We start from the raw sequence: 20342 nt of genomic DNA, 5'->3' as shown, positions 1-20342 counted from the left end.
GGTCGGTCACGAGGCCTGCGCCACCAGCCGGCGCGACGCCTCCGGCACCCGGGGCCCCTTCGGCGCCCGGGTGGCGGCGACCAGCGCCGCCAGCTCGTCGTGGCTCGGCGCCTCGGCACCGGGCGCCCGCAAGCCCGAGGCCTGCACCCGCCGGACCGCCGCCACCAGCGCCGGGTCGGCCAGGACCTCGTCGGGCGTCTCCAGCAGGTTCTGGAGGCGGGCGAACCGCGCCCAGACCTCGGGATCGAGCTGGGCGGCACCGGCCGCCTCGCCGTTGGCGAGCGTGCCCTCGACGGGCACGGGGGCCTCGTGCTCGCCGGCCGGGCGCCAGCGCGAGAGGCGCAGGGCGTCCTGGGCGATCGAGTCGTCGAACCACGGCTGCAGGTCCCGCTCGACGGCGGCGTCGACGGCCAGCGCGAGGGCCGTCCGGTCGCCGGCGGCGGCCACCACGGCGTCGGCGACGGCGGCGGCGTGCACGAAGGCCAGCGTGGTGCCCCGGGAGTGGGCCGGGTTGGTGGTCGACGCCGCGTCGCCCACCGCGGCCAGGCCCAGCACCAGCGGGCGGCCGTCGACGACGTAGCGCCGCATCCGGTTCTTCAGGCCGTTCATGGCCTTGGCGTCGGAGATGGGCACGGCGTTGTGGGGCTGCACCCACCAGGCCATCGACGGGATGGCCGAGACGGCGGCCTCGAAGGCGGTGCCGTCGGTCAGGCCCCGCAGTTCGCGGTCCTCGGGCAGGATCCCGAAGGTCACCGAGAAGGTCCGGCCCTCGCCCGGGAAGACCAGGCAGGAGTAGCGGTCGAACGACGAGCCGGTGGTGAAGCCGCGGGTCAGGCGGGGCGGGGTGGCGCCGGGGCGGCGCTCGTAGAAGCGGCTCACGTAGCTGATGCCGCAGTCGACGACCTCGGTCGGCGGCTCGACGCCCACCTCGGCCAGCCAGCCCGGCAGCGAGGTGCGGCGGCCGCTGGCATCGATCACCACGTCGGCCTCCAGGGCGGTCCCGTCCTCCAGGTCGACGCCGACCACCACCGGCGTGCCGTCGGCGGCGGCTGGGCCGTAGCGCAAGCCGGTGACCGACGTGCCGGCCACCAAGGCCACGCCGTCCTGGCGGAGCACCGCGCCGCGCACCGCAGCCTCGAACACCGATCGCCGCACGGCCAGGGCCACCAGCTCGTCGCCCCGGGGCAGGTGCGCCGAGACCAGCGGGTCGGGTCGGCCGTCGGCCATGGCGATCTCGTGGGCGCCGGCCGCTCGCAGCTCCTCGAGCACGTCGGGCGCCCGCTCGGCCAGGAGCAGGCGGAGCCGCGACAGGAAGATGTGCGAGTGCGCGGCCTGGGGCGTGCTGCGCCGCACCTCGGCCTGCGCCGCATCTATCGGGACGCTGCCCACGGCGGCGTCGTGGTCGAGCACGGTCACCGTCACGCCCTGGCGGGCCAGGAACAGGGCGGCAGCCAGCCCGGCCACGCTCCCGCCGACCACGATGGCGCTGGGGGTGGGGGCGGCGGTCATGCCGGCACCATCCACTCGCCGAGGCGGTAGACGTCGGGCCGGCGGTCGCGCAGGTTGCACATGCCCTGGCGGTGGGCGGCCAGCTCCTTGGCGACGTCGACGGTGGCCACCGCGATGCCGGGGCCGGTGCCGGTGACGGCCAGGACGTCGCCGCCCGGCCCCACCACCTTCGCCTGGCCCACGAAGTCGAGCGACCCGAAGGAGCCCGTCTGGTTCGAGGCCAGCCACACGATCTGGTTGTCGAGGGCCCGGCTCTGGTCGAACAGGTTGAAGCGCTTCGACCAGCGGTCGTCCTCGATGCGCTCGGCCCGCTCGGTGCGGCTCATGGGCCAGGCGCTCAGGCAGCAGATGACCTCGGCGCCCTGGAGGGCCAGGGTCCGGGCCGCCTCGGCGAAGCCCTTGTCCCAGCAGATGAGCAGGCCCATGCGGCCGTACGGGGTGTCGAACGCCTCGAGGGCGTCCCCACGCATGTAGACGGTGCCCTCGTTGAGCGGCTGGTGGACCTTGCGGTAGTTGCCCAGCACGGCGCCGGCGTGGACGGCGACGGCGGAGTTGTAGCGGTGCTCGCCGTCGTCCTCGCAGTAGCCGGCGCACACCACCAGGTCCCCGGCCAGGTCGGCAAGGCGCTGGACCTCGGGCCCGTCGAGGCGCAGGGCGGGCGGCGGCTCGACCTGGCCGCCGATGGCGAGGTCGGCCACGTAGCCGCCGAGGGCGGCCTCGGGGAGGGCGACGACCTGGGCGCCGGCGGCGCGGGCGTCGTCGAGGATGGCCTCGATGCGGGCGAAGCAGGCTTCGAGGTCCCGGTCGAACGGGGCCGCGACGGCGGCGAAGGTGATCTCGGTCATGGGGTGGGTTCCGCTTTCGCGATGGAGGTCGGGGAGCCCCCGGCGGGGCCGAGGTTGGTGACGGGGCCGTCGACGAGGCGCAGCACCTCGCCGTCGGGCCAGCGCACCGCCACCCCGGCGCCGGCGGTGAGCCGGCCGCACGAGGCGGTGGTGGCGGGCAAGGGTGAGCGACCGGCCGAAGGGGCGGTCGTGGGGGCGGGCGAGGTGGTCGAGGGGTCGACCGCCATGACCATGGCGAACCCGGGGAAGCAGGTGAGCCAGTCGGCGAGGCCGGCGCCGTCGGGGCTCGGCACGGCGGCGAGGTCGAGCTCGGCGCCGCAGCCGCTGGCCTCGGCCAGCATCCCGAGGGTGCCCACCAGGCCGGTCATGGAGACGTCCTTGGCGGCGTGGGGCGCTCGCTGGGCCACCACCTGCTGGAGGGCACGGAGCTCCTCCGGCGAACGGGACGTGGTGGAGTCCCACTGCCGACCCGTGTGGCCGGCCCGCCAGCGACCGCCGAGGTCGGCGGCCACCTCGACGGCGTCGCCGACCCGACCGCCGCCGCCGGGGACCGGCGAGGCGGTGCGGCCGAGCATGGTCACGGCGAGGGAGGCAGGCACGCCGAGCGTGGTGTGGCCGCCGAGCACCGGCACGCCCCAGGCCTCGGCGCCGGCCTTCATCCCGGCCATCGCCCGGGTGGCGAGCGAGGCGGTGGGAGCGCCGATGGCGTCGAGCAGGCCCACCGGGGTGGCCCCCATCGCGGCCAGGTCGTTGGCGTTCACCAGCACCGAGCACCAGCCGGCCCACCAGGGGTCGCGGGCCACCATGGCCGGCACGATGGCGTCGCACGCCGCGAGCAGGTCCGAGCCGGGGACGGGGGCGGCGTCGTCGCCCACCCAGCCCGGCCCACCCGGCGCCAAGCCCTCGAGCACCGCGCCGAGCGGCCCCTTGGTGGCGTCGACCAACCGCTGCACGCGGCCGATGGGCCAGCGCACCCGGCGGTGCGGGGTGCCGGCGACGGTGACCGCCTCGCCCACCGTCCACCCGAGGCGCCCGAACAGCGGCACCCGTGCGGCCTGCACCGTGGCGTCGAAGCGCAGCGCGCCCTCCTGCTCGGCCCGGGCGCACGCCGCCCCGATGAGGGCGGCGCCGATGTGCAGCGAGCCCCGCCGGTCGCCCGCCACCACCAGTCGGCTGCCCACCCACCAGGCCAGGTCGCGGCCGGGCACGCCGGGGGTGAGCCGCACGCCACCGACCACGGTGCCGTCGACCTCGCGGGCCACCAGCACGATGCGCTCGTCGAGGTCGTCCAGGTCGTCGCGGTCGGAGCCGGCGAAGAGGCCTTGCTCGGCCACGAACACGTCGCGGCGCAGGCGGGCGTAGGCGTCGAGCTCGGCCCGGCTGCTCGCCTGGTGCACCGTGAACGAGGCGGGTGGCGCCAGGCGCGAGCCCACCAGCACGTCGCCCATCGGGCCGTCGACCGAGCGAGCCCATGCGGGTGGGGTCAGCCGGGACCCGGCCAGCTCCGAGGCGAGCAGCGGCGGGGTCATCCGCCCACCACCGACAGGGCCGAGCAGGCGCCGCAGGCCGCACAGCCGGCGCCCTGGTCGGCACCGGACATGCCGGCGGCCTGCAGCAGCGAGGCGACGCGTCCGGTCACGTCGACCAGCACGTCGGGCGACGGGGCGGTCGCGCCCTCGGCCACCGCGAGCGTGCCCTCGATCGGGCGGAACGGCACCACGAACGGGTACACGCCCATGTCGACCAGGCGGGCGCAGCCGGCCACCAGCTCGTCGGGGTCCTCGCCCAGGCCGACCAGCACGTAGGTGCTGACCCGGTTCCAGCCGAAGACCCGCACGGCCTCCTGCCAGGCGTGCTCGTACTCGGCGATCGACACCTCGGCCTTGCCGGGGGTCCACCGCTCCCGCACCGCCTGGTCGAGCGCCTCGATGTGGATGCCGATGGCGGTGACGCCGTTGTCGCGCAGGTCGCGGAACACGGTGAAGGGGTCGGCCGGCGGCTCGCACTGCACCTGGATCGGGAGGTGGGGCACCGCCTCGTGCACGGCACCGGCGCAGCGGGCCAGGTAGCGGGCGCCCCGGTCGGCGGCCGCCGAGGTCCCCGACGTCATCACCAGCTGGGTGATGCCGTCGAGGCGCACCGCGGCCTCGGCCACCTCGGCGAGCTGGGCCGGCGTCTTCACCCGGGTGGTGCTGCCGGCGGCCAGGGACTCCTCGATGGCGCAGAAGCGGCACCGGGTGTCCACGCCGTAGCGGATGCAGGTCTGCACCACGGTGGTGGCCAGCACGGTGCTGCCGTGCAGGCGGGCGAGCTGTTCGTAGGGCACGCCCTCGGCGGTGGCCAGGTCGTAGAACGCCGGCCGGTCGACGGCGGCCACCATGCCCAGGCCGTCGACGGGGTCCTCGTCGTGGAAGAGGAGCCCGTCGACGATCGACCACGGCGAGTCGGCCGCCAGGGGCAGGGCCATGGCCACGCCGTCGACGACCACGTGGCCGTCGTCGGTGGGGCCGGCCCCCTTCGAGCGCACGACCGGGGCCGCCACCCGCACGCCGCGCAGGGCCAGGTCGGCCCGGACCGTCACGTCGACCATCGGGTCACACCATGTAGGTGGAGTTGATGATGGCGCCCTTGCGGGCGTAGTGGATCAGGGCGTCCTGGACGTCGAGGGGGTGCGTGGGGATCACGCCCTCGATGAGGTCCTCTTCCCGGAGCCCGTGCAGCGACAGGCCGAAGCGGCAGCAGTAGACCTTGCCGCCCTCGGCGATGAACGTCTTCAGCGAGCCGTTGATGTTCTGCTCGCCTGGGAAGGCGCTGTCGCCCGTGGTGGGGAAGCCCCGGGTGTCCATGCAGTTCATGGCGCCCGGGCCGTAGAAGTACATGGCCGACTCGAAGCCCTTGCGCAGCGCCCGGGTGGCCTGGAGCACGGCCACGAAGCTCACCGAGGACTCATGCGCGATGCCGTGCACGAGGGTGAAGTACGACTGGCCCTCTTCGGCCTGGTAGTCGGGGAAGACCTTCGTCGACCCGTAGATGCTGGCGCCGGTGCCGAGCGACGGGTGCGGGATCTCCTCGAGGGACTGCTTCTCGAGGTCGGTGAGCTCTGCCATGGTGTGGGGGTTCCCTTCGTGGTGCCGGGGGACTCCGGCGGGGTGGTTGCGTCCCAGTGGACCCGCACGCCGTTGCACCCGGGTGTCCGCCGCAAGAAGCGGGCGCTTCCAACCGCTGTCGTTCCTGACACAGCTTCCGGTGGGACGGGCGTTGGTTCCGCGTTGGTCGGCCGACAGGTGCAGGAACTGGTCCGAGGCGCGACGGCGCCCGGGACCGCCGTCTAGATTCCCTGACGGTCCATCAGAAACACCACCTGCCAGGGGGCACCCGTGACCGAGACGTTCGCCGACGCCGCAACGCTGTGGGAGCTGGTGGAGCGCCGCGCCACCGCCACCCCGGACCTGACGCTGCTGATCGCCGAGTCGGGCGAGAAGCTGACCTGCGCCGAGTTCCGCGACCGGGCCGAGCGGGCCGCCGCCGGCTTCGCCGCGCTGGGCGTGAAGGCGGGCACCCGGGTCACCTGGGAGCTGCCCAACCGGTTCGAGACCATCATCGCCAGCTTCGCCCTGGCCCGCCTCGGCGCCATCCAGAACCCGATCCTGCACTTCTACCGGCACAAGGAGGTCGGCTACGCGATCCGCGCCACCGAGGCCGAGTTCGTGCTGGTGCCCGGCACGTGGGGCGGGTTCGACTTCGCCGCCATGGTCGACGAGCTGGTGGCCGACCTGCCCGCCAAGCCCCAGGTGGTCGACGTCTTCGCCGCCCTGCCCGACGGCGACCCCGCCACCCTGGCCGACGTGCCCGCCCCCACCGACGGCGACGAGGTGCGGTGGGTCTACTTCACCTCCGGCACCACGTCGGACCCCAAGGGCGTCCGCCACACCGACCGCACGCTCGTCACCGGCGCCAACGGCCTGGCCGTGGCGCTCGACATGAGCGGCGAGGACGTGGGCTCCATCGCCTTCCCGTTCAGCCACATCGCCGGGCCCGACTACTTCGGCACCATGCTCATCGCCGGCTTCGGCGCCGTGCTGTTCGAGGCCTTCGCCCCGGCCACCGCCATCCCCGTGCTGGCCGCGAACGGCGTCACGATGGTCGGCGGCGGCACCGCGTTCTACCAGATGTACCTGGGCGAGCAGCGCAAGGATCCGGGCACGCCGATCATCCCCACGTTGCGCAAGATGTCGGGCGGCGGGGCCCCCATGCCGCCCGAGATCTACGAGGAGATCAAGCGCGAGTTCGGCGTGAAGACCTGCCACGGCTACGGCATGACCGAGTGCCCGATGATCTGCGAGGGCTCCCCCCACGACACCGACGAGCAGCTGGCCAACACCGTCGGCAAGCCGGTGGTGGGCCTCGAGATGCGCATCGTCACCGAGTCCGGTGCCGTCGGCGGCCCGGGCGAGGACGGCGAGGTCCGGCTCAAGGGCCCCATGGTCTTCGCCGGCTACACCGACGCCGCCGCCACCGCCGAGGCCTTCGACGACGAGGGCTGGTTCCGCACCGGCGACCTCGGCCACCAGCGCGCCGACGGCCACGTGGTGCTCACCGGCCGGCTCAAGGACGTGATCATCCGCAAGGGCGAGAACATCTCGGCCCAGGAGATCGAGCACCTGCTCTACGCCCACCCCAAGGTCGGCGACGTCGCCGTCATCGGCCTGCCGGACCGCGAGCGCGGCGAGCGGGTGTGCGCAGTGGTCGAGCGGGTGCCGGGCGCCTCGCCGGAGGACGACCTCACCTTCGACGACCTGGTCGCCTGCCTCACCGAGGCCCAGCTCATGAAGCAGAAGTTCCCCGAGCAGCTCGAGGTGGTGGACGCCCTCCCCCCGCAACGAGACCCTCCGCAAGGTCCTCAAGTTCAAGCTCCGCGAGGAGTACGCCCAGAAGCCCTGGCCCGGCTGACGGGCGGCCGTGCCGGGGCACCCCACCCCCACCCCACACGAACTCGTCGCAGTTGGCCGACGCATCGGTCGACGACTGCGACAAGTTCGCTGAACGGCGCCTTCAGCAGCCCTTGACCTCGAGCAGGCTTGAGGTCCTACCGTCCGCGACATGACCACGAACCGGACCACCTCGACCACCTCCCCGACGGCTCCGGCGGGCGTCGTGGACGCCATCCACGCCGTCATCGCCGACCACGAGCGGGCCTTCAACACCAAGGACCCCGAGCTCCTCGCCGCCCACTTCCGCGACCGGTCGTGGGCGGTGGGCGTCACGGGCCAGGAGCTGGAGGGCCCCGCCGCCATCGCGGCCGCCGCCCGCGTGCTCTTCGCCGGTGCGCTCGCCGAGGGACGGGCCCGGTACCGCCCCGGACAGGTGGAGCTGCTCGGCGACGACGTGGCGCTCTGCCACCTCTACGCCACCGCCATCGACGGCGACGGCGACGGCGAGCCCATCGGGCCCGACCCCGCCATGGTCGCCCTGTACGTGTTCCAGCGGGTGGGCGACGAGTGGCTGGTGGTGGCCCGCCAGAACACCCTCGTCGGCCCGGTGCCCACCACCTAGCGCGCCGCTGCGGCCGGCTGCTTTACAGGTCGGGCACCGTGGGCCACCCTGGGCAGCAGGCGGGACGAATCGGACAGATCGCGGGAGCTGGCACCGACATGGGGTTCTTCAAGCGCTTGTCGCAGGGCATCGAGGCGGCGTACTCGAACCAGGGCCCGAGCGAGGAGGCGCTGGCCTCGCTGTCGCCGGAGCAACGGGCGGCCTACGACGCCAACATGGCCCGGGTGGCCGAGGCCCAGGCCCAAGCGGTGGCCAACCTGCGCCAGGCCCAGGGCCTGCAGCAGGCGCAGATCGATGCCCGTCCCCTCCGCGGGCCGGCCGGCGAGCACCTCTACGGCGGGCCGCCCCCGGCGACGTACCCGGGCAGCGACCCGAACGAGATGTTCGAGATGAACGCCGCCGAGCTCACCGAGTGGTCGTTGCAGCAGTCGAAGGCCCAGTTCCAGGACCTGATCAAGAACCCGCTCGGGCGGCGCAAGGCGCCGGTCCCGACCCAGCCCGACGGCACCCCCGCCCCGCCGGACCTGCGCCCAGCCGCCGAGATCGGGGCGTCGGAGCGGGCGGCTCGGGCGGCGGCCCGGGCGCCGTACCTGGCCGACGAGCGCTGGCCGGTCACGGTGAGCCGCATCGCCACGCGCGGCAAGACCCAGGTCGAGGAGCTGGCCGCCTGGCTCGGGTCCAGCGGGTTGGCCGGGCGACCCGACCTCGTCTACGGCGTCTCGCGCGTGGCCGACCGCACCAGCCCGGGTCGGGGCGGGTCCGAGCAGCGGCGGGTGGTGGAGTGGGACGTCATCCACGCCGCCACCGAGGCGCTGCCGCCGGCGCCGACCCCGATCGCGATGTGGTTCGACGGGGCTGAGCGTTGGGTGGCCCGGGCGGTGGGCGAGGCGTCGCTGCTCGACGAGGACCTGGCCGGCGCCTACCTCACCGGGGCCGGCATCCCGCCCGAGCAGACCCTGGGCATCGCCCGTCGGCTCAGCTTCACCAGCTTCTCCAGCGGCAGCGAGGACAGCGCCGACACCATGTGGGCCCGGGTCGACGGGGTGCTGGCGTTCCACCCCGCATCGGTCGGCGTCGGGGTGCACGACCAGATGGCGGCAGCCCGACCGCTGCTCCTGGCCGAGGGCCCGCCGGCCGGCACCTACGTCGAGGTCCTCAACTGGGAGCCCGTGCGCCAGGTGGTGCAGCCGCAGATCCACAAGGCGCCCATCGTGCCGTCGCCGTTCCCGTACCTGCCGAGCACCCCGCTCGAACTGCTGGAGTCCTACCTGACCGTGGTTGGCGTGCGGCCCAGCGACTGCTGCTCGGCCCAGGCCACGCGGGACCGGTCGGGCAGCCTGGTCGGCCGCACCGACGCCGGAGGGCTGTTCAGCATCGAGACCAACACCGGACCGGCCCAGCCCGGCGCCGACGGCAAGGCCCGCCGCCGGCTCGCCGGCACCGACCTCGTGGTCGTCGCCTACCGGGACCGGCCCGAGCACCAGGCCGGCCGAGCCCGCTGGGACGCCTACCAGCGCGACGTGCTCCAGGCCGACCTCCGCAAGGGCACCGGCGCCCGCCGCCCGGTCGAGCCCGTGCCCAACAGCGACCTCCCCCGTGGCTTGCGCGGCGTCCTCCGCGTCGCCGACGCCATCAGCACCGTCACCGACGGCTTCGACGCCACCCCCGACGACCCGCCCCACCGCTACTGCTGGCCCCCCGTCCCCACGCCCTGAAGCAAGCGACACCCGCCGACCGCCCCCACCCCGTCGCCCCCACCCCCTCGAGCGCCCCCACCCCCCCTCGAGCGCCCCATCCCTCGAAGTTGTTGCAGTTGGCCGACGCATCGGTCGACAACTACGACAAGTTCGGCCCGGCGGACCGGTGGCCTCGCCCGGAGGCGGCAGCGTCAGAGGTTGGTGTCCTCGGGCGGGACGATGGCCGGGTCGGGGAGGTCGGCGGCGTCGGAGCCGGGCGCACCACCCCTGGCGAACGACGGCGGGAGGTCGACGCCCAGGCCGTAGGCGGTCATCGAGAGCGATCCGGCGGCGTACCCGTCGACCAGGACGTCGAGGGGCTCTCCGGCGGCTGCGGCCAGGCCCGCCACGTAGACGAGGGGGAGGTGGTGCTCGGGCGTGGGCACGGCTTTCGCGAAGTCCGGGTGGTCGACCAGCGAGAGCACCTCGCCCGGGTCCGTGGTCAGCACGCCCCGGGCGGCGTCGTCGAAGCGGTGGGCCCAGTCGAAGCCCTCCTCCGCAAGGCGGAAGTCGACCGCTCGCAGGTTGTGGACCACGTTGCCGCTGCCGACCACCAGCACGCCTTGGTCGCGGAGCGGCGCGAGGCGGGTGGCCAGCTCGAAGTGCCACTCGGCGGGCTTCTCGGCGTTGATCGACAGCTGTACGACGGGCACGTCGGCCGAGGGGAACGCGTGCACGAGGACCGACCAGGTGCCGTGGTCGAGCCCCCAGGCGTCGTGATCGAGGCCGACCCACGTCGGCTGGGCGACCTCAGCCACCAGCTCTGCCACCTCGGGGGAGCCGGGCGCCGGGTAGTCGACGGCGAAGAGCTCGTCCGGGAAGCCGTAGAAGTCGTGGATGGTGCGGGGCAGGTCCATGGCCGTGACCGCGGTGGCGCCGACGTACCAGTGCGCCGAGATGACCACGATCGCCTTCGGCGTGGGGACCGAAGCCCCGATGGCGCGCCAGGCCTCGGTGTACCGGTTCGACTTCGAGGGCGTTCATCGGGTTCCCGTGCCCGAAGAACACCGCGGGCATGGTCTCGCTCATGCGCCGAGGCTACGACGGCCACCGTGGGGTTCGCCCCGTCGAGCTGGTCGAGCATCCCGGAACTCGTCGCAGTTGGCCGACGCATCGGTCGACAAGTGCAACACGTTCGAGGGGGTGCGCCGAGGGGGCTGCCCTCGGAGTCGGCGCCGCCGTGCCTCAGGCGGCGAGGGACGAGGCCAGGGCCTTGCGGATCCAGCGCACCACCTGATCTGGACGGTCTCGCAGGTCGTCCCAGGTCACCCGGATGACGCGCCACCCGGCCGACATCAGCTCGTTGTCCCGGCGGCGGTCCGAGTCGCGGTCGAGCAGCTGGGTGTGGTGCTTCCGGCTGTCGAGCTCGACGACCACGCGCGCCGCCCGCCACACGGCATCGACCCTGCCGATCCAGGCCTCGGAGCCGAGGTCGACCTCGAACGCCGGGGCGGGGAGCCCGGCCTCTCGGAACACCCGCCGACCCTCCCGTTCGAGCTCCGACGCCGTGGCCACGTACCCGACGCCGCGGGCGTCGAGGAGCTGCCGCATCACCACCGTCCCGCGTCGACCTCGCCGCGCCAAGGCGAAGAAGACCTGGTGCAGCCCGGTGACGGTGCACAACTCTTCGTTGAGGCTGTGGTCCAGGGCTCGCTCCACCCGGCCCGGCCGCACCACGCCGGCCAGGTCGAAGATCGTGCGCGCCGGGGTGGTCACGGCGATCCCTCGACGGGTGGTGGTGTGCGCAGGTGGAAGCGCCAACGAGCCGTGGAACGAGCCGTACGGTCGGCGCTGGCTCTGACCACGCGGCTTGGTCACCTCCGGCGGCGCTCCGGCGAACCCCGGCAGGCCCCAGAGCTGCGCTGCGGAGCGGTGCGAGGCGACGGCATCGTCGCCGCCGAACCACACCGCCACCTGCAGCGCCTGGTCCGTGGAGTCGGGGGCACCGCGGAGGCGGTAGATGCCGCGCCAGGGCCGGTCGCACCATCCCGTCGCGGTGAGGCGACGGAGCATGCGCTCGCTGATGCCGAGCTCCACGGCGTGCTCGGTCGTGAACACTCCGTGGTGCCCACGGGCGACGCCCGCCAGTTGGTCGTAGATCGCTGCCATGGCCCCAGTCCACCGCGGGGGTGTGACAACGACCGCCGATCCGGACACTTCACCCATTCGATCCCCGAACCGGTCGCAGTTGGCCGACGCATCGGTCGACAACTGCGACAAGTTCCAGGGGATGGGCCGAACCGGGGAACCGTGGCGTGGATCGGTCGGGTTGAGCTGTGCGGCGGCAAACCCGGAACTCGTCGCAGTTGGCCGACGCATCGGTCGACAACTGCGACAAGTTCGAAGGGGTGGGGCCGGCCCTGCGTCGGAGGGGGGGTCAGTTGCCAGGCGGGGCGCCGGCGCCGGGGGTGAAGCCGGCGGGTGGGGCGCCGGTGCCGCGCTGGCCGCCGGGGAAGCCGGCCCGGCCTTGGCCCTGGCGCTGGCCGTCGGAGGTGCTGTTCGACGAGCTGTCGGTGGCAGAGCCGGGAAGGGGCTTGGCCAGATCGGCGAGGACCACGCGCTGGCCCGCCCGGAGGCCGCTGGTGACCTCGGTCCAGGTGTCGCCCACGGCGCCGACCTGCACGGTGGCGGTCGAGGTCGTCGAATCGTCGAGGACGGTCACCGTGTGGCGGGTGCCCGTGGTGGTGATGGCGGAGGTGGGCACCGCGAGGGCCTTGGTGGCGGCGTCGGTGGTGATCGAGACCGAGGCGGTGGCCCCGTTGCCGAGGTCCCCGGTGTCGCCGGTGAGGCCGATGGTGACCGGGTACGTGGTGGTCGACCCGCTCGTGGTGCCGGCCACGCCGATGCCGACCACCTCGCCGCGCAGGGCCCCATCGCCGCCGTCGGGCACGACGGTGGCCTGCTGGCCGAACGCCACGTCGTCGATGTCGTCGACGCTCACGGTGGTGGCGACCTCGTAGCCGCCCGATCCGACGACCACGACCGTGGCGGTCGACGAACCGCTGCTGACGTCGTCGCCCTCCGCCAGGCCGACCGAGGCGACGCGTCCGGCGATGGGCGACACGATGGTGGCCTGGTCGACGCCCTGCTCGGCCACCGCCACCTGGGCCTCGGCGGCGTCGACAGCCTTTTGGTACGCCACCAGCTGGGCGGCCGACGGCGAGGTCGTGGCACCCGTGCCCGAGCCGCCCGTCCCGGCCCCCGTCCCTCCCGAACCGGCGCCGCTGCCGGTGCCCGTGCCGCCGCCGCCCGAGCCCGTGCCCGAGGTGCCGGATCCCGAACCCGAGCCCGAGCCCACGGTGCCCGTCCCCGACCCGGAGCCGGTGCCCGGTCCCGACCCGGAGCCACCACCGGCGGCCGCTCGCTGGTCGAGGAGGTCGTCGAGCGCGGTCGAAGCCGTCGACAGGGCGGCCTGGTCCGTCGCCACCACCTGCTGGGCATCGAGCACGGCCTGCAGGGCGTCGCGGCAGGCGGCGATGCCGGGGTCGACGGTGGCCGGGGTGGTCGTCGTGGTGGTGTCGCCCGGCGTCGTGGTCGTGGTCGTGCCGCCGCCCGGCGTCGTGGTCGTGGTGGTCCCGGCGGGCTGGCCCACCGCTGCGCACACCTGGGTGGCGGAGTCGAGCGCCTGCTGGGCGTCGGCGAGGGCGGCGTCGACTGCTCGCGTGGCGTCGAGCACGGCCTGCTGGGCGGCTTGCACCTGGGCATCGGTGGGGCCGGTCGACGAGCCTGCCGTCGGCGAGGGCGCCGCGAAGGCGGCCGATGGCGCGGCCGAGGTGGACGAGGAAGCGGTCGAGGCCGAGCCCGCCGCGGTCGACCCGCTCGAGGGCGAGGCGGCCGAAGGCGCCGCCGACGACCCGGTCGAGCCGGAGGACGTCGTGGTCGACGTGGTCGACGTGGTCGAGCTCGACGTGCTCGCCGACGAGACCGAGCGGACCGAGCCACCGATGGCCGAGGTGTCGTCGAGCGAGGCCGCGGCCTCGTCGGCCGACGCGCCGGACGACGCACCCGACGAGAGGTCGGCCACGCCGCTGGCCGGGCCGGACGCAGCACCCGAGCCCGAGCCGGCCCCGCCGCCCGAGCCGGTGAGGCCGGACACGTCCTCGCCGGCGAGGGCCTTCTCGAGGACCAGCTCGGCCTGGGCCAGCGCCGCCTGCTTCTCGTGCAGGGCGTCCACGAGCGACGCGGTGTCGAGGGTGGCCAGGGGCGTGCCGGTGGCCACGTCGTCGCCCACCTGCACGTCGACCGAGGCCACCGTCCCGCTCACGGGGAACGCCACGCTGGCCTGGCTCACGGGCTCGATGGTGGCGACGGCGTCCAGCACCTGGTCCACCTGGTGGCGCCCGGCGACGGCGGTCCGGTAGCCGCCGGAGCCCGAGGACCCCGTGCCGGCCACGGCGACGCCGCCGACCAGCAGGACCGCGGCCGCCGCTCCCCCGGCGAGCGCGCGGCGGGGCGTGCGCCGCCGGCGGCCGGCAGCCTGGTGGGGCGGGCCGAAGAGCCGGGCGGCGGCCCCGTCGGTGGCGGGCAGCTCGGGGATGGTCGAAGAGGTCACGGTCACAGGCTCCGCAGGAGGTGGTGGGGCGGGACGGGCACCGCGGCCGCGCTGCCGCAGGAGGCGGTCGAGGGGTTCACGGTCCGCAGCCCCGAGGTGGAGCGGCGGGGCACGACAGGCGCACCGAGGCGGCAGGGAGGGGTCGAGGAACGGGCGAGCGCAGGCACCGCTACTCGTTCCGGAGGGCGTCGATGGGGGCGAGGCGGGCGGCCCGGGAGGCCGGGTACACGCCGAACAGCACCCCGATGCCGATGGCCATGGCGATGGCGGCGACGGAGGCGGTGAGCGAGAGCACCACCCGGGTGTCGGTGACGTGGGGCAGGACCACCGCGCCCACCAGGCCGAAGCCCACGCCGAGCAGGCCGCCAGCCAGGCCGAGCACCGACGCCTCCACCAGGAACTGGCGGCGGATGAACGTGGGGCGGGCCCCGAGCGCCTTGCGCAGGCCGATCTCCCGGATGCGCTCGGTGACCGAGACCAGCATGATGTTCATCACGCCGATCCCGCCGACCAGCAGCGAGATCACGGCGATGCCGCCCAGCATCACGGTCATGGTCTTGTCGACCGAGGTGGCGGCGGTGAGGATGCTCTCCTGCGTGGCGATGGTGAAGTCGGCGTCGGTGGCGGCGGTGATCCCGTGCAGGTTGAGCAGGGTCGACTCGGCCTCCTGGTAGGCCGCCGAGAGGGTTGCCTCGGAGGTGGCCTTCACGTAGATCGAGCTCACCGAGTCCCGGCTGGTGCCGCCGACGAGGCGCTGCGAGTAGGTGGAGGCCGGCACGATGGCGAGGTCGTTGTTGGTGGTCTCCTCCGACGACGACAGCTCCTCCAGCACGCCGATGACGGTGAGCGTGGTGCCGTCGTAGGTGACCTCCGAGCCCACCGCGCCGCCGTTCGGGAACAGCTCGTCCGCGGTGTCCGGCCCGAGGACCACGACTGCGGCGGCGTCGTCCTCGTCGGCCTGGCTGAGGAAGCGTCCGGTGGTCACCTCTCGGGAGCGCACCTCCTGCCAGCTCTCGGTGGTGCCGGTGAGCGTGGTGGTCCAGTTCGTGGACCCGTTGGTGAGCGAGGCGCTGGAGGCGGCGGTGGCCGCCACCGCCTGGATGTCGGGGGCGACGGTGGACGACGCGAGGGCGTCGGCGTCCTGGACGGTCAGCGTCGACGACGTGCCGAAGCCGCCCCGCACGCCGGTCGAGCTGTCGGTGGTGCTACCCGGCGAGACGACGAGCAGGTTGGTGCCGAGCTCGTCGATCTGGTCCCGGACCTGGGCCTTGGCGCCGTTGCCGAGGCCGACGGTGAGGATCACCGCGGTGATCCCGATGAGGATGCCCAACATGGTCAGCGCCGACCGCAGGCGGTGGGTGCGGACCGCCTCGGTGGCGGTGCGGACGAGGTCGCGCCAGGTCACGACGGGGCTCCCGGCGACGGTGAGGGCCGGTTCGGGGGTCCAGACCCGGCCGTCGCGGATCTGGATCGTGCGGCCGGCCTTCTGGGCGACCTCGTGCTCGTGGGTGATGAGCACGATGGTGCGGCCGGTGGCGTGGAGGTCGGCCAGGAGGGCGAGGGCGTCGTCGGTGGACACCGAGTCGAGGTTGCCGGTGGGCTCGTCGGCCAGGATCAGCACCGGCTCGGTGACCAGCGCCCGCGCGACCGCCACCCGCTGCTGCTGCCCGCCCGAGAGCTCACCGGGCTTGTGCCCGGCCCGGTCGGCCAGGCCCACCTGGTCCAGAGCGGCGAGGGCCCGCTCCCTGCGCTCGTGGCGATCGATCCCGGCGTAGACGAGCGGCAGCTCGACGTTGCGCCAGGCCGACAGGTAGGCCAGCAGGTTGAACTGCTGGAACACGAACCCGATGTGGCGGTTGCGCACGTCGGCCAGCTGGTTCTCGTCGAGCGAGGCGACGTCCTCGCCGGCCAGGTGGAACTGGCCGCGCGTCGGCGTGTCGAGGCAGCCGAGGATGTGCATGAGGGTGCTCTTGCCCGAGCCCGACGGGCCGACGACGGCCACGAACTCGCCCTCGTCGATGGTGAGGGAGATGCCCCGCAGGGCCTCGACCTCGAGGGAGCCGGAGCGGTAGGTCTTGCCCACGTCGACCAGCTCGATGACCGGGAGGGCGCTCACGATCCGGTCCCCTGCTGGGCCCCGGCGGTGGCACCGTCCGGTGGGGTGAAGCCGGCGGGCGGCGTGAACCCGCCACCCCCGATGCCCGTGCCACCGGTGCCACCGGTGCCACCGGTCGCCGCCGTGCGGCCCGGCCCGCCGAGGGCCAGCACGACCTGCTCGCCGGCCTTCAGGCCGCTCGTGATCTGGACCATGCCGCCGGCGGTGAGGCCGATGGTGACGGTGCGCACCTCGGTGGTGCCGCCGACCGTGCCGTCGGCGTCGACGGTGACGGTCGAGGTCCCGTCGGCCGTGGTCACGGCCCGGGTCGGCACCTGGATCGCGTCCGCCACCTCGGCGTAGGTGATGGCCACCGTGGCGGTGGCCCCGGCGTGGAAGTCACCGGTGGTGTCGGAGAAGGCGACGGTCACCGGGTACGAGGCCACACCGGAGCTGGCGTCGGCCACCTTGCCCACCTCGGTCACGATGCCCTTGACGTCGGACTCGTCGGCCGTCACCGGCGTGGTCGTCGTGGTGGTGGCCCCCGCTGCGGTGGTCGGCGTCGCCTGCTGGCGCTGGAAGCCGCCGGGGAACCCGCCACCCGGGAAGCCGTTGGTGGACGTGGTCGTCGAGGTCGAGAGCGTGATCCCGGCCACCTGGCCGGCCTTCAGGTCGGCGATCTCGGTGTCGTCGAAGCTGAGGTCGACGGTGAAGGCGTCGGCGCTGACCACCTGGATCTGGGCGGTGGAGGTGGTGTCGGTGCTCCCGGATCCGGCCCCCGCCCCCTGCGACGAGCTGCTGCCGAGGGTGCTGGCCGACTGGCCGGAGCCGCTGCCGGACCCGGTGGTGGCGGTGCCGCCGCTGCCGCCGCTGGCCAGCTCCTCGCCGTCGGTGATGTTCACCGCGGCGACGGTGCCGTCGAACGTGGCGACCAGGCTGGCGCCGTCGAGGGCCTCCTGGGCGGTGGCCAGCTGGTCCTGAGCCGAGGTGAGCGTGCTCTGGTCGGCCTCCAGCTGGGCGTCGGTGGCCCCGGCGTCGGTGTCGTCGGAGAGGGTCGCCTCGGCGTCGGCGACGGTGGCCTCGGCATCGGTGACCGCGGCTTGCAGCTCGGCGGAGTCGATGGTGGCCAGCACCTGACCGGCCTTCACGGTGTCCCCGGCCGCCACCTTCACCGCCGTGACCGTGCCCGAGGACGAGAAGCTCAGGTCGTCGGTCTTGGCCGCCGCGATCGTGCCCTCGGCCGACACCGTCTGGGCCATGGACCCGCTCGTGGCGGCCACCAGCTGCTCGGTGGCGGCGGTGGCCGTGCCGTCGGCGGCGGCGTCGTCCTTCGGGCGGAACAGGTACCAGCCCCCGACGGCGAGCAGCGCGGCGAGCGGCATGATCACCCAGGGCTGGAGCACCTTGCGGCGTAGCGATCCCAACAGAGGTCTCCTCGTGGCGCGGCGGACGGCCGCTGGCGGTGGTGGACGGGCACCACCATCGACGCCGAAGCTCCGAGAACGCTCAGAGGAGCCGCCGTTTCCGCGGGGAGGTGCGCTGCCCTGCGCAGGCCGCCCCGGTGCGCTCGAGAGAGCTCGTGAGGCGGGCCGATCGGATGCTCCCCAGTACCCGACCGACCCGCCCCACGGGACCTTGGGGGGACGGTGCCGACCTCATCGCGGTCGGCATCGGGTTCTACGGGGCGAGCGGCGGGTGCGGATGACGGTGGATCTGACGCCCTCACGTGGCAGGTGCCACACCGACCTGCGAGTCGCCCGGGCCCGTGCCCAGGAGCGAACGGGCCCCGGCCCGTCGATCGGTGCGGAGCGATCGACGGGCCGGGGCGGAGCCCGGGTCGGCGGGAGAGGGAGGACGCCGGCCCGGGGGCTCGCCGACGGACCGGCCGCACGGGCGGGCGACCGGTCCGTCGAGACCGAGGGTCAGGTGGTGGTCGTGGTGGTGACGCCACCGGCGCCGCCCGAGGCGCCCGAGCCACCGGTGCCGGTGCCGGTGGGCGGGGCGGCACCAGCCGGCGGGGTCCCGCCTCCGGGGCCGCCGCCGAACCCGCCCTGGGGCAGGTCGCCCTTGCGGATCGAGGTGGCGGCCACGGTCGCGTCGGTGGCCGTGCCCATGACCAACACCGTGTCGCCCTTGGCCAGGTCGGCGAGGGTGATCGGCTTGGTCAGGCTCACGGTGGTGTCCGAGGTGGTCTTCACGGTGACCTCGGTCCCGTCGGCGGCCTTCACGGTGAGCGTGCCGCCGTCGACCGTGCTGATGGTGCCGGTGGTCCCGCCGCCGAAGCCGCCGGGCCCCTGCCCCTGGCCGCCCTGGCCGCCGGGCAGGCCGCCGCCGTAGCCCATCCCGTCGGGCGGCACCTGGCCACCGGGAGCTTGGCCATCGGCCGTGCCTCCCGCCGCCTCGCCGGTCGGTGCGCCCTCGGGCGGGGTGGCGCCGCGACCGCCGAAGCCGGTGGCGGCCACGTCGCCGCTGTCGACGATGTTCACGGCGGTCACGACGTCGTCGGCCGTGGTGCCCATGACCCGGACGTTGTCGCCCTCGGCGAGGTCGGCCAGCGTGCCGTCGACGGTCTCGGTGTAGGTGGTGTCGGCGGTGGTGGTGACCTGCACCGTGCTGGCGGCGGCCTGGTCGGTGGCTGCGGTCTGCACCGTCAGCGTCGAGCCGTCGACGGCGGTGACGGTGCCGCTGGTGCCGCGACCGCCCGGGAAGCCCTGGCCCGGCCCGCTGGCACCGGTGCCACCGGCCCCGGTGCCGGTCCCGGTCGCCCCGGTGCCCGCAGCGGCCGCCACGTTGGCGCCGGCGCCCTTGTCGCCGCCGCGGCTGATGGCGTAGCCGCCACCGCCGGCGATGAGCACGGCCACCGCACCGGCGGCGGCCCAGGTCCTCCACCCCTTGGCGGGCGGCTCAGCCCCACGGGAGCGGCCCGCGACGTCGACCGGCGGGTCGGTGGGCGGCGGGGTGGAGCCGGAGGGGTCGGGCCACGCCCCGCCCGCGGTGGGCGGCTGCGTGCCGGGGAGGGGCTCAGCAGGCTGGTCGGTCATGGGTGCTCCTTCGAGGCGGTCCCCGCGCTGGGGGCGGGGTCGATGGAGCCCATCGTGCGGACGGACCCTCCACGTTCCCTGGGAACGCCCTGGGACCTGCCACCGACCTCGCAGGCGGCGGCCGGAGGGCAACCGAGCGACCCGCCCTAGCGGGGCAGGCGCAGCGAGTAGCCCACGCCGCGCACGGTGTGGATCAGCGCCGGCTCGGTGGCGTCGATCTTCTGGCGCAGGTAGCTGATGTAGGTCTCGAGCACGCTGGCGTTGCCGGCGAAGGTGTAGTCCCACACGGCCTCCAGGATCTGGTCCCGGGTCAGCACGCGGCGGGCGTTGGCCAGCAGGTAGCGCAGCAGCTTGTACTCGGTGGGCGTCAGCTCGATGAGGCGACCGTCGCGCCACACGTCGCGGGTCTCCTCGTCGAGCTCGAGGTCGGCGAAGGCCAGCTTCTTCTCGCCCGGGCCGGTGCCCGACGAGCGGCGCAGCACCGCCTTCACCCGCTCGATGAGCTCCTCGATGGAGAAGGGCTTGGTGACGTAGTCGTCGCTGCCCAGGCGGAGGCCCTCGACCTTGTCCTGCGTGGTGTCCCGCGCCGTCAGGAAGATGACCGGGATGCGGGTGCCGGCGCCCTCGTCGCGGCGCAGCCGCTTCGCCACCTCGAACCCGTCGAGGTCCGGCAGCATCACGTCGAGCACGATCAGCTCCGGCGCCCGGCGGGCCACCGCGTCCAGGGCCTCCCGGCCGGTGGCTGCCCGCTCGACGTCGAAGCCCTGGTAGCCGAGGCCCATGGCCAGCAGCTCGGTGATGTGCTCCTCGTCGTCGACCACGAGGATCCTCGGTTGCGTGCTGCTCGCCTCGGTCGACATGGGTGGGGGCTCCTCGTGGCTGACGGGCGGCGCGTGCCGCCCGGCGACACCGTACGGGGGGCCGTCGGGCGCGGGGAAGGGTTCTCGGCCGAGTCCCAGCCAACTCCCAGCAACGGTGGAGCCGATGCCCAGGCAGTGCGGCCGCCGGCCC

At 74.4% G+C, this 20342-nt stretch carries 13 protein-coding genes and 2 pseudogenes; 3 read left to right on the top strand and 12 right to left on the bottom strand.

The genetic code is table 11. From position 1 onward, the window contains the following. Positions 1-6: 6 nt before the first annotated feature. From KSP35_RS22465 to KSP35_RS22445, 5 genes are all read right to left on the bottom strand, one after another. Positions 7-1509 (bottom strand): NAD(P)/FAD-dependent oxidoreductase, encoded by a 1503-nt coding sequence (locus KSP35_RS22465; protein WP_216997990.1) that lies wholly within the window; start codon positions 1507-1509, stop codon positions 7-9. Continuing rightward, the gene (locus KSP35_RS22460) at positions 1506-2354 is read right to left on the bottom strand and encodes a carbon-nitrogen hydrolase family protein (protein ID WP_216997989.1); all 849 of its coding nucleotides are present in this window, start codon (positions 2352-2354) and stop codon (positions 1506-1508) included. The genes KSP35_RS22465 and KSP35_RS22460 overlap by 4 nt, the downstream gene beginning before the upstream one ends. Continuing rightward, positions 2351-3802, bottom strand: a complete 1452-nt coding sequence (locus tag KSP35_RS22455; RefSeq protein ID WP_371749005.1) for an MSMEG_0567/sll0787 family protein — start codon at positions 3800-3802, stop codon at positions 2351-2353. The genes KSP35_RS22460 and KSP35_RS22455 overlap by 4 nt, the downstream gene beginning before the upstream one ends. 77 nt (positions 3803-3879) lie before the next feature. Next, positions 3880-4944 carry an MSMEG_0568 family radical SAM protein gene (locus tag KSP35_RS22450; RefSeq protein WP_216997987.1) on the bottom strand — a complete coding sequence of 355 codons (1065 nt, stop codon included), beginning with the start codon at positions 4942-4944 and terminating at the stop codon, positions 3880-3882. 4 nt (positions 4945-4948) lie between these two features. Next, positions 4949-5461, bottom strand: a complete 513-nt coding sequence (locus KSP35_RS22445; protein ID WP_216997986.1) for an MSMEG_0572/Sll0783 family nitrogen starvation response protein — start codon at positions 5459-5461, stop codon at positions 4949-4951. Between the two features lie 270 nt (positions 5462-5731). Here KSP35_RS22445 and KSP35_RS22440 point away from each other — a divergent pair. From KSP35_RS22440 to KSP35_RS22430, 3 genes and pseudogenes are all read left to right on the top strand, one after another. After that, a pseudogene (locus KSP35_RS22440) lies at positions 5732-7304 on the top strand (class I adenylate-forming enzyme family protein). A 150-nt stretch (positions 7305-7454) separates the two neighbouring features. Beyond that, positions 7455-7907, top strand: a complete 453-nt coding sequence (locus tag KSP35_RS22435) for an SgcJ/EcaC family oxidoreductase (RefSeq protein WP_216997984.1) — start codon at positions 7455-7457, stop codon at positions 7905-7907. Positions 7908-8005: 98 nt separating this feature from the next. After that, positions 8006-9622, top strand: a complete 1617-nt coding sequence (locus tag KSP35_RS22430; protein WP_216997983.1) for a hypothetical protein — start codon at positions 8006-8008, stop codon at positions 9620-9622. 173 nt (positions 9623-9795) lie between these two features. Here KSP35_RS22430 and ygiD read toward each other — a convergent pair. The 7 genes and pseudogenes from ygiD to KSP35_RS22395 all read right to left on the bottom strand — a co-directional run bounded on the left by ygiD (position 9796) and on the right by KSP35_RS22395 (position 20191). Then, positions 9796-10660 (bottom strand): annotated as a pseudogene (ygiD, locus tag KSP35_RS22425) (4,5-DOPA dioxygenase extradiol). Between the two features lie 168 nt (positions 10661-10828). Next, the gene (locus KSP35_RS22420) at positions 10829-11752 is read right to left on the bottom strand and encodes a type IV toxin-antitoxin system AbiEi family antitoxin domain-containing protein (RefSeq protein ID WP_216997982.1); all 924 of its coding nucleotides are present in this window, start codon (positions 11750-11752) and stop codon (positions 10829-10831) included. A 268-nt stretch (positions 11753-12020) separates the two neighbouring features. After that, entirely contained in the window at positions 12021-14195 is a 2175-nt protein-coding gene (locus tag KSP35_RS22415; RefSeq protein WP_216997981.1) for an HlyD family efflux transporter periplasmic adaptor subunit, read from the bottom strand. A gap of 169 nt (positions 14196-14364) precedes the next feature. Then, the gene (locus KSP35_RS22410; RefSeq protein ID WP_216997980.1) at positions 14365-16311 is read right to left on the bottom strand and encodes an ABC transporter permease; all 1947 of its coding nucleotides are present in this window, start codon (positions 16309-16311) and stop codon (positions 14365-14367) included. Then, entirely contained in the window at positions 16308-17714 is a 1407-nt protein-coding gene (locus KSP35_RS22405) for an efflux RND transporter periplasmic adaptor subunit (RefSeq protein ID WP_216997979.1), read from the bottom strand. The genes KSP35_RS22410 and KSP35_RS22405 overlap by 4 nt, the downstream gene beginning before the upstream one ends. A gap of 498 nt (positions 17715-18212) precedes the next feature. After that, positions 18213-19331: a DUF5666 domain-containing protein gene (locus KSP35_RS22400; RefSeq protein ID WP_216997978.1), complete on the bottom strand. Its 1119-nt coding sequence runs from the start codon at positions 19329-19331 to the stop codon at positions 18213-18215. Positions 19332-19477: 146 nt separating this feature from the next. Continuing rightward, positions 19478-20191 (bottom strand): response regulator transcription factor, encoded by a 714-nt coding sequence (locus tag KSP35_RS22395; RefSeq protein WP_216997977.1) that lies wholly within the window; start codon positions 20189-20191, stop codon positions 19478-19480. Between the last annotated feature and the right edge of the window lie 151 nt (positions 20192-20342).

The organism is Aquihabitans sp. G128 (assembly GCF_019048865.1).
Classification (GTDB): Bacteria; Actinomycetota; Acidimicrobiia; order Acidimicrobiales; family Iamiaceae; genus Aquihabitans.
The sequence above is the reverse complement of the archived record's forward strand: the minus strand, read 5'-3'. Positions and strand labels throughout refer to the sequence as shown.

Bases quoted from the DNA above. Each gene is read 5' to 3' on its own strand.
- KSP35_RS22420 (WP_216997982.1), bottom strand. From the start codon at position 11,752: ATGGCAGCGATCTACGACCAACTGGCGGGCGTCGCCCGTGGGCACCAC.
- KSP35_RS22395 (WP_216997977.1), bottom strand. From the start codon at position 20,191: ATGTCGACCGAGGCGAGCAGCACGCAACCGAGGATCCTCGTGGTCGAC.
- KSP35_RS22460 (WP_216997989.1), bottom strand. From the start codon at position 2,354: ATGACCGAGATCACCTTCGCCGCCGTCGCGGCCCCGTTCGACCGGGAC.
- KSP35_RS22400 (WP_216997978.1), bottom strand. From the start codon at position 19,331: ATGACCGACCAGCCTGCTGAGCCCCTCCCCGGCACGCAGCCGCCCACC.
- KSP35_RS22455 (WP_371749005.1), bottom strand. From the start codon at position 3,802: ATGGGCGACGTGCTGGTGGGCTCGCGCCTGGCGCCACCCGCCTCGTTC.
- KSP35_RS22445 (WP_216997986.1), bottom strand. From the start codon at position 5,461: ATGGCAGAGCTCACCGACCTCGAGAAGCAGTCCCTCGAGGAGATCCCG.
- KSP35_RS22430 (WP_216997983.1), top strand. From the start codon at position 8,006: ATGGGGTTCTTCAAGCGCTTGTCGCAGGGCATCGAGGCGGCGTACTCG.
- KSP35_RS22450 (WP_216997987.1), bottom strand. From the start codon at position 4,944: ATGGTCGACGTGACGGTCCGGGCCGACCTGGCCCTGCGCGGCGTGCGG.
- KSP35_RS22465 (WP_216997990.1), bottom strand. From the start codon at position 1,509: ATGACCGCCGCCCCCACCCCCAGCGCCATCGTGGTCGGCGGGAGCGTG.
- KSP35_RS22435 (WP_216997984.1), top strand. From the start codon at position 7,455: ATGACCACGAACCGGACCACCTCGACCACCTCCCCGACGGCTCCGGCG.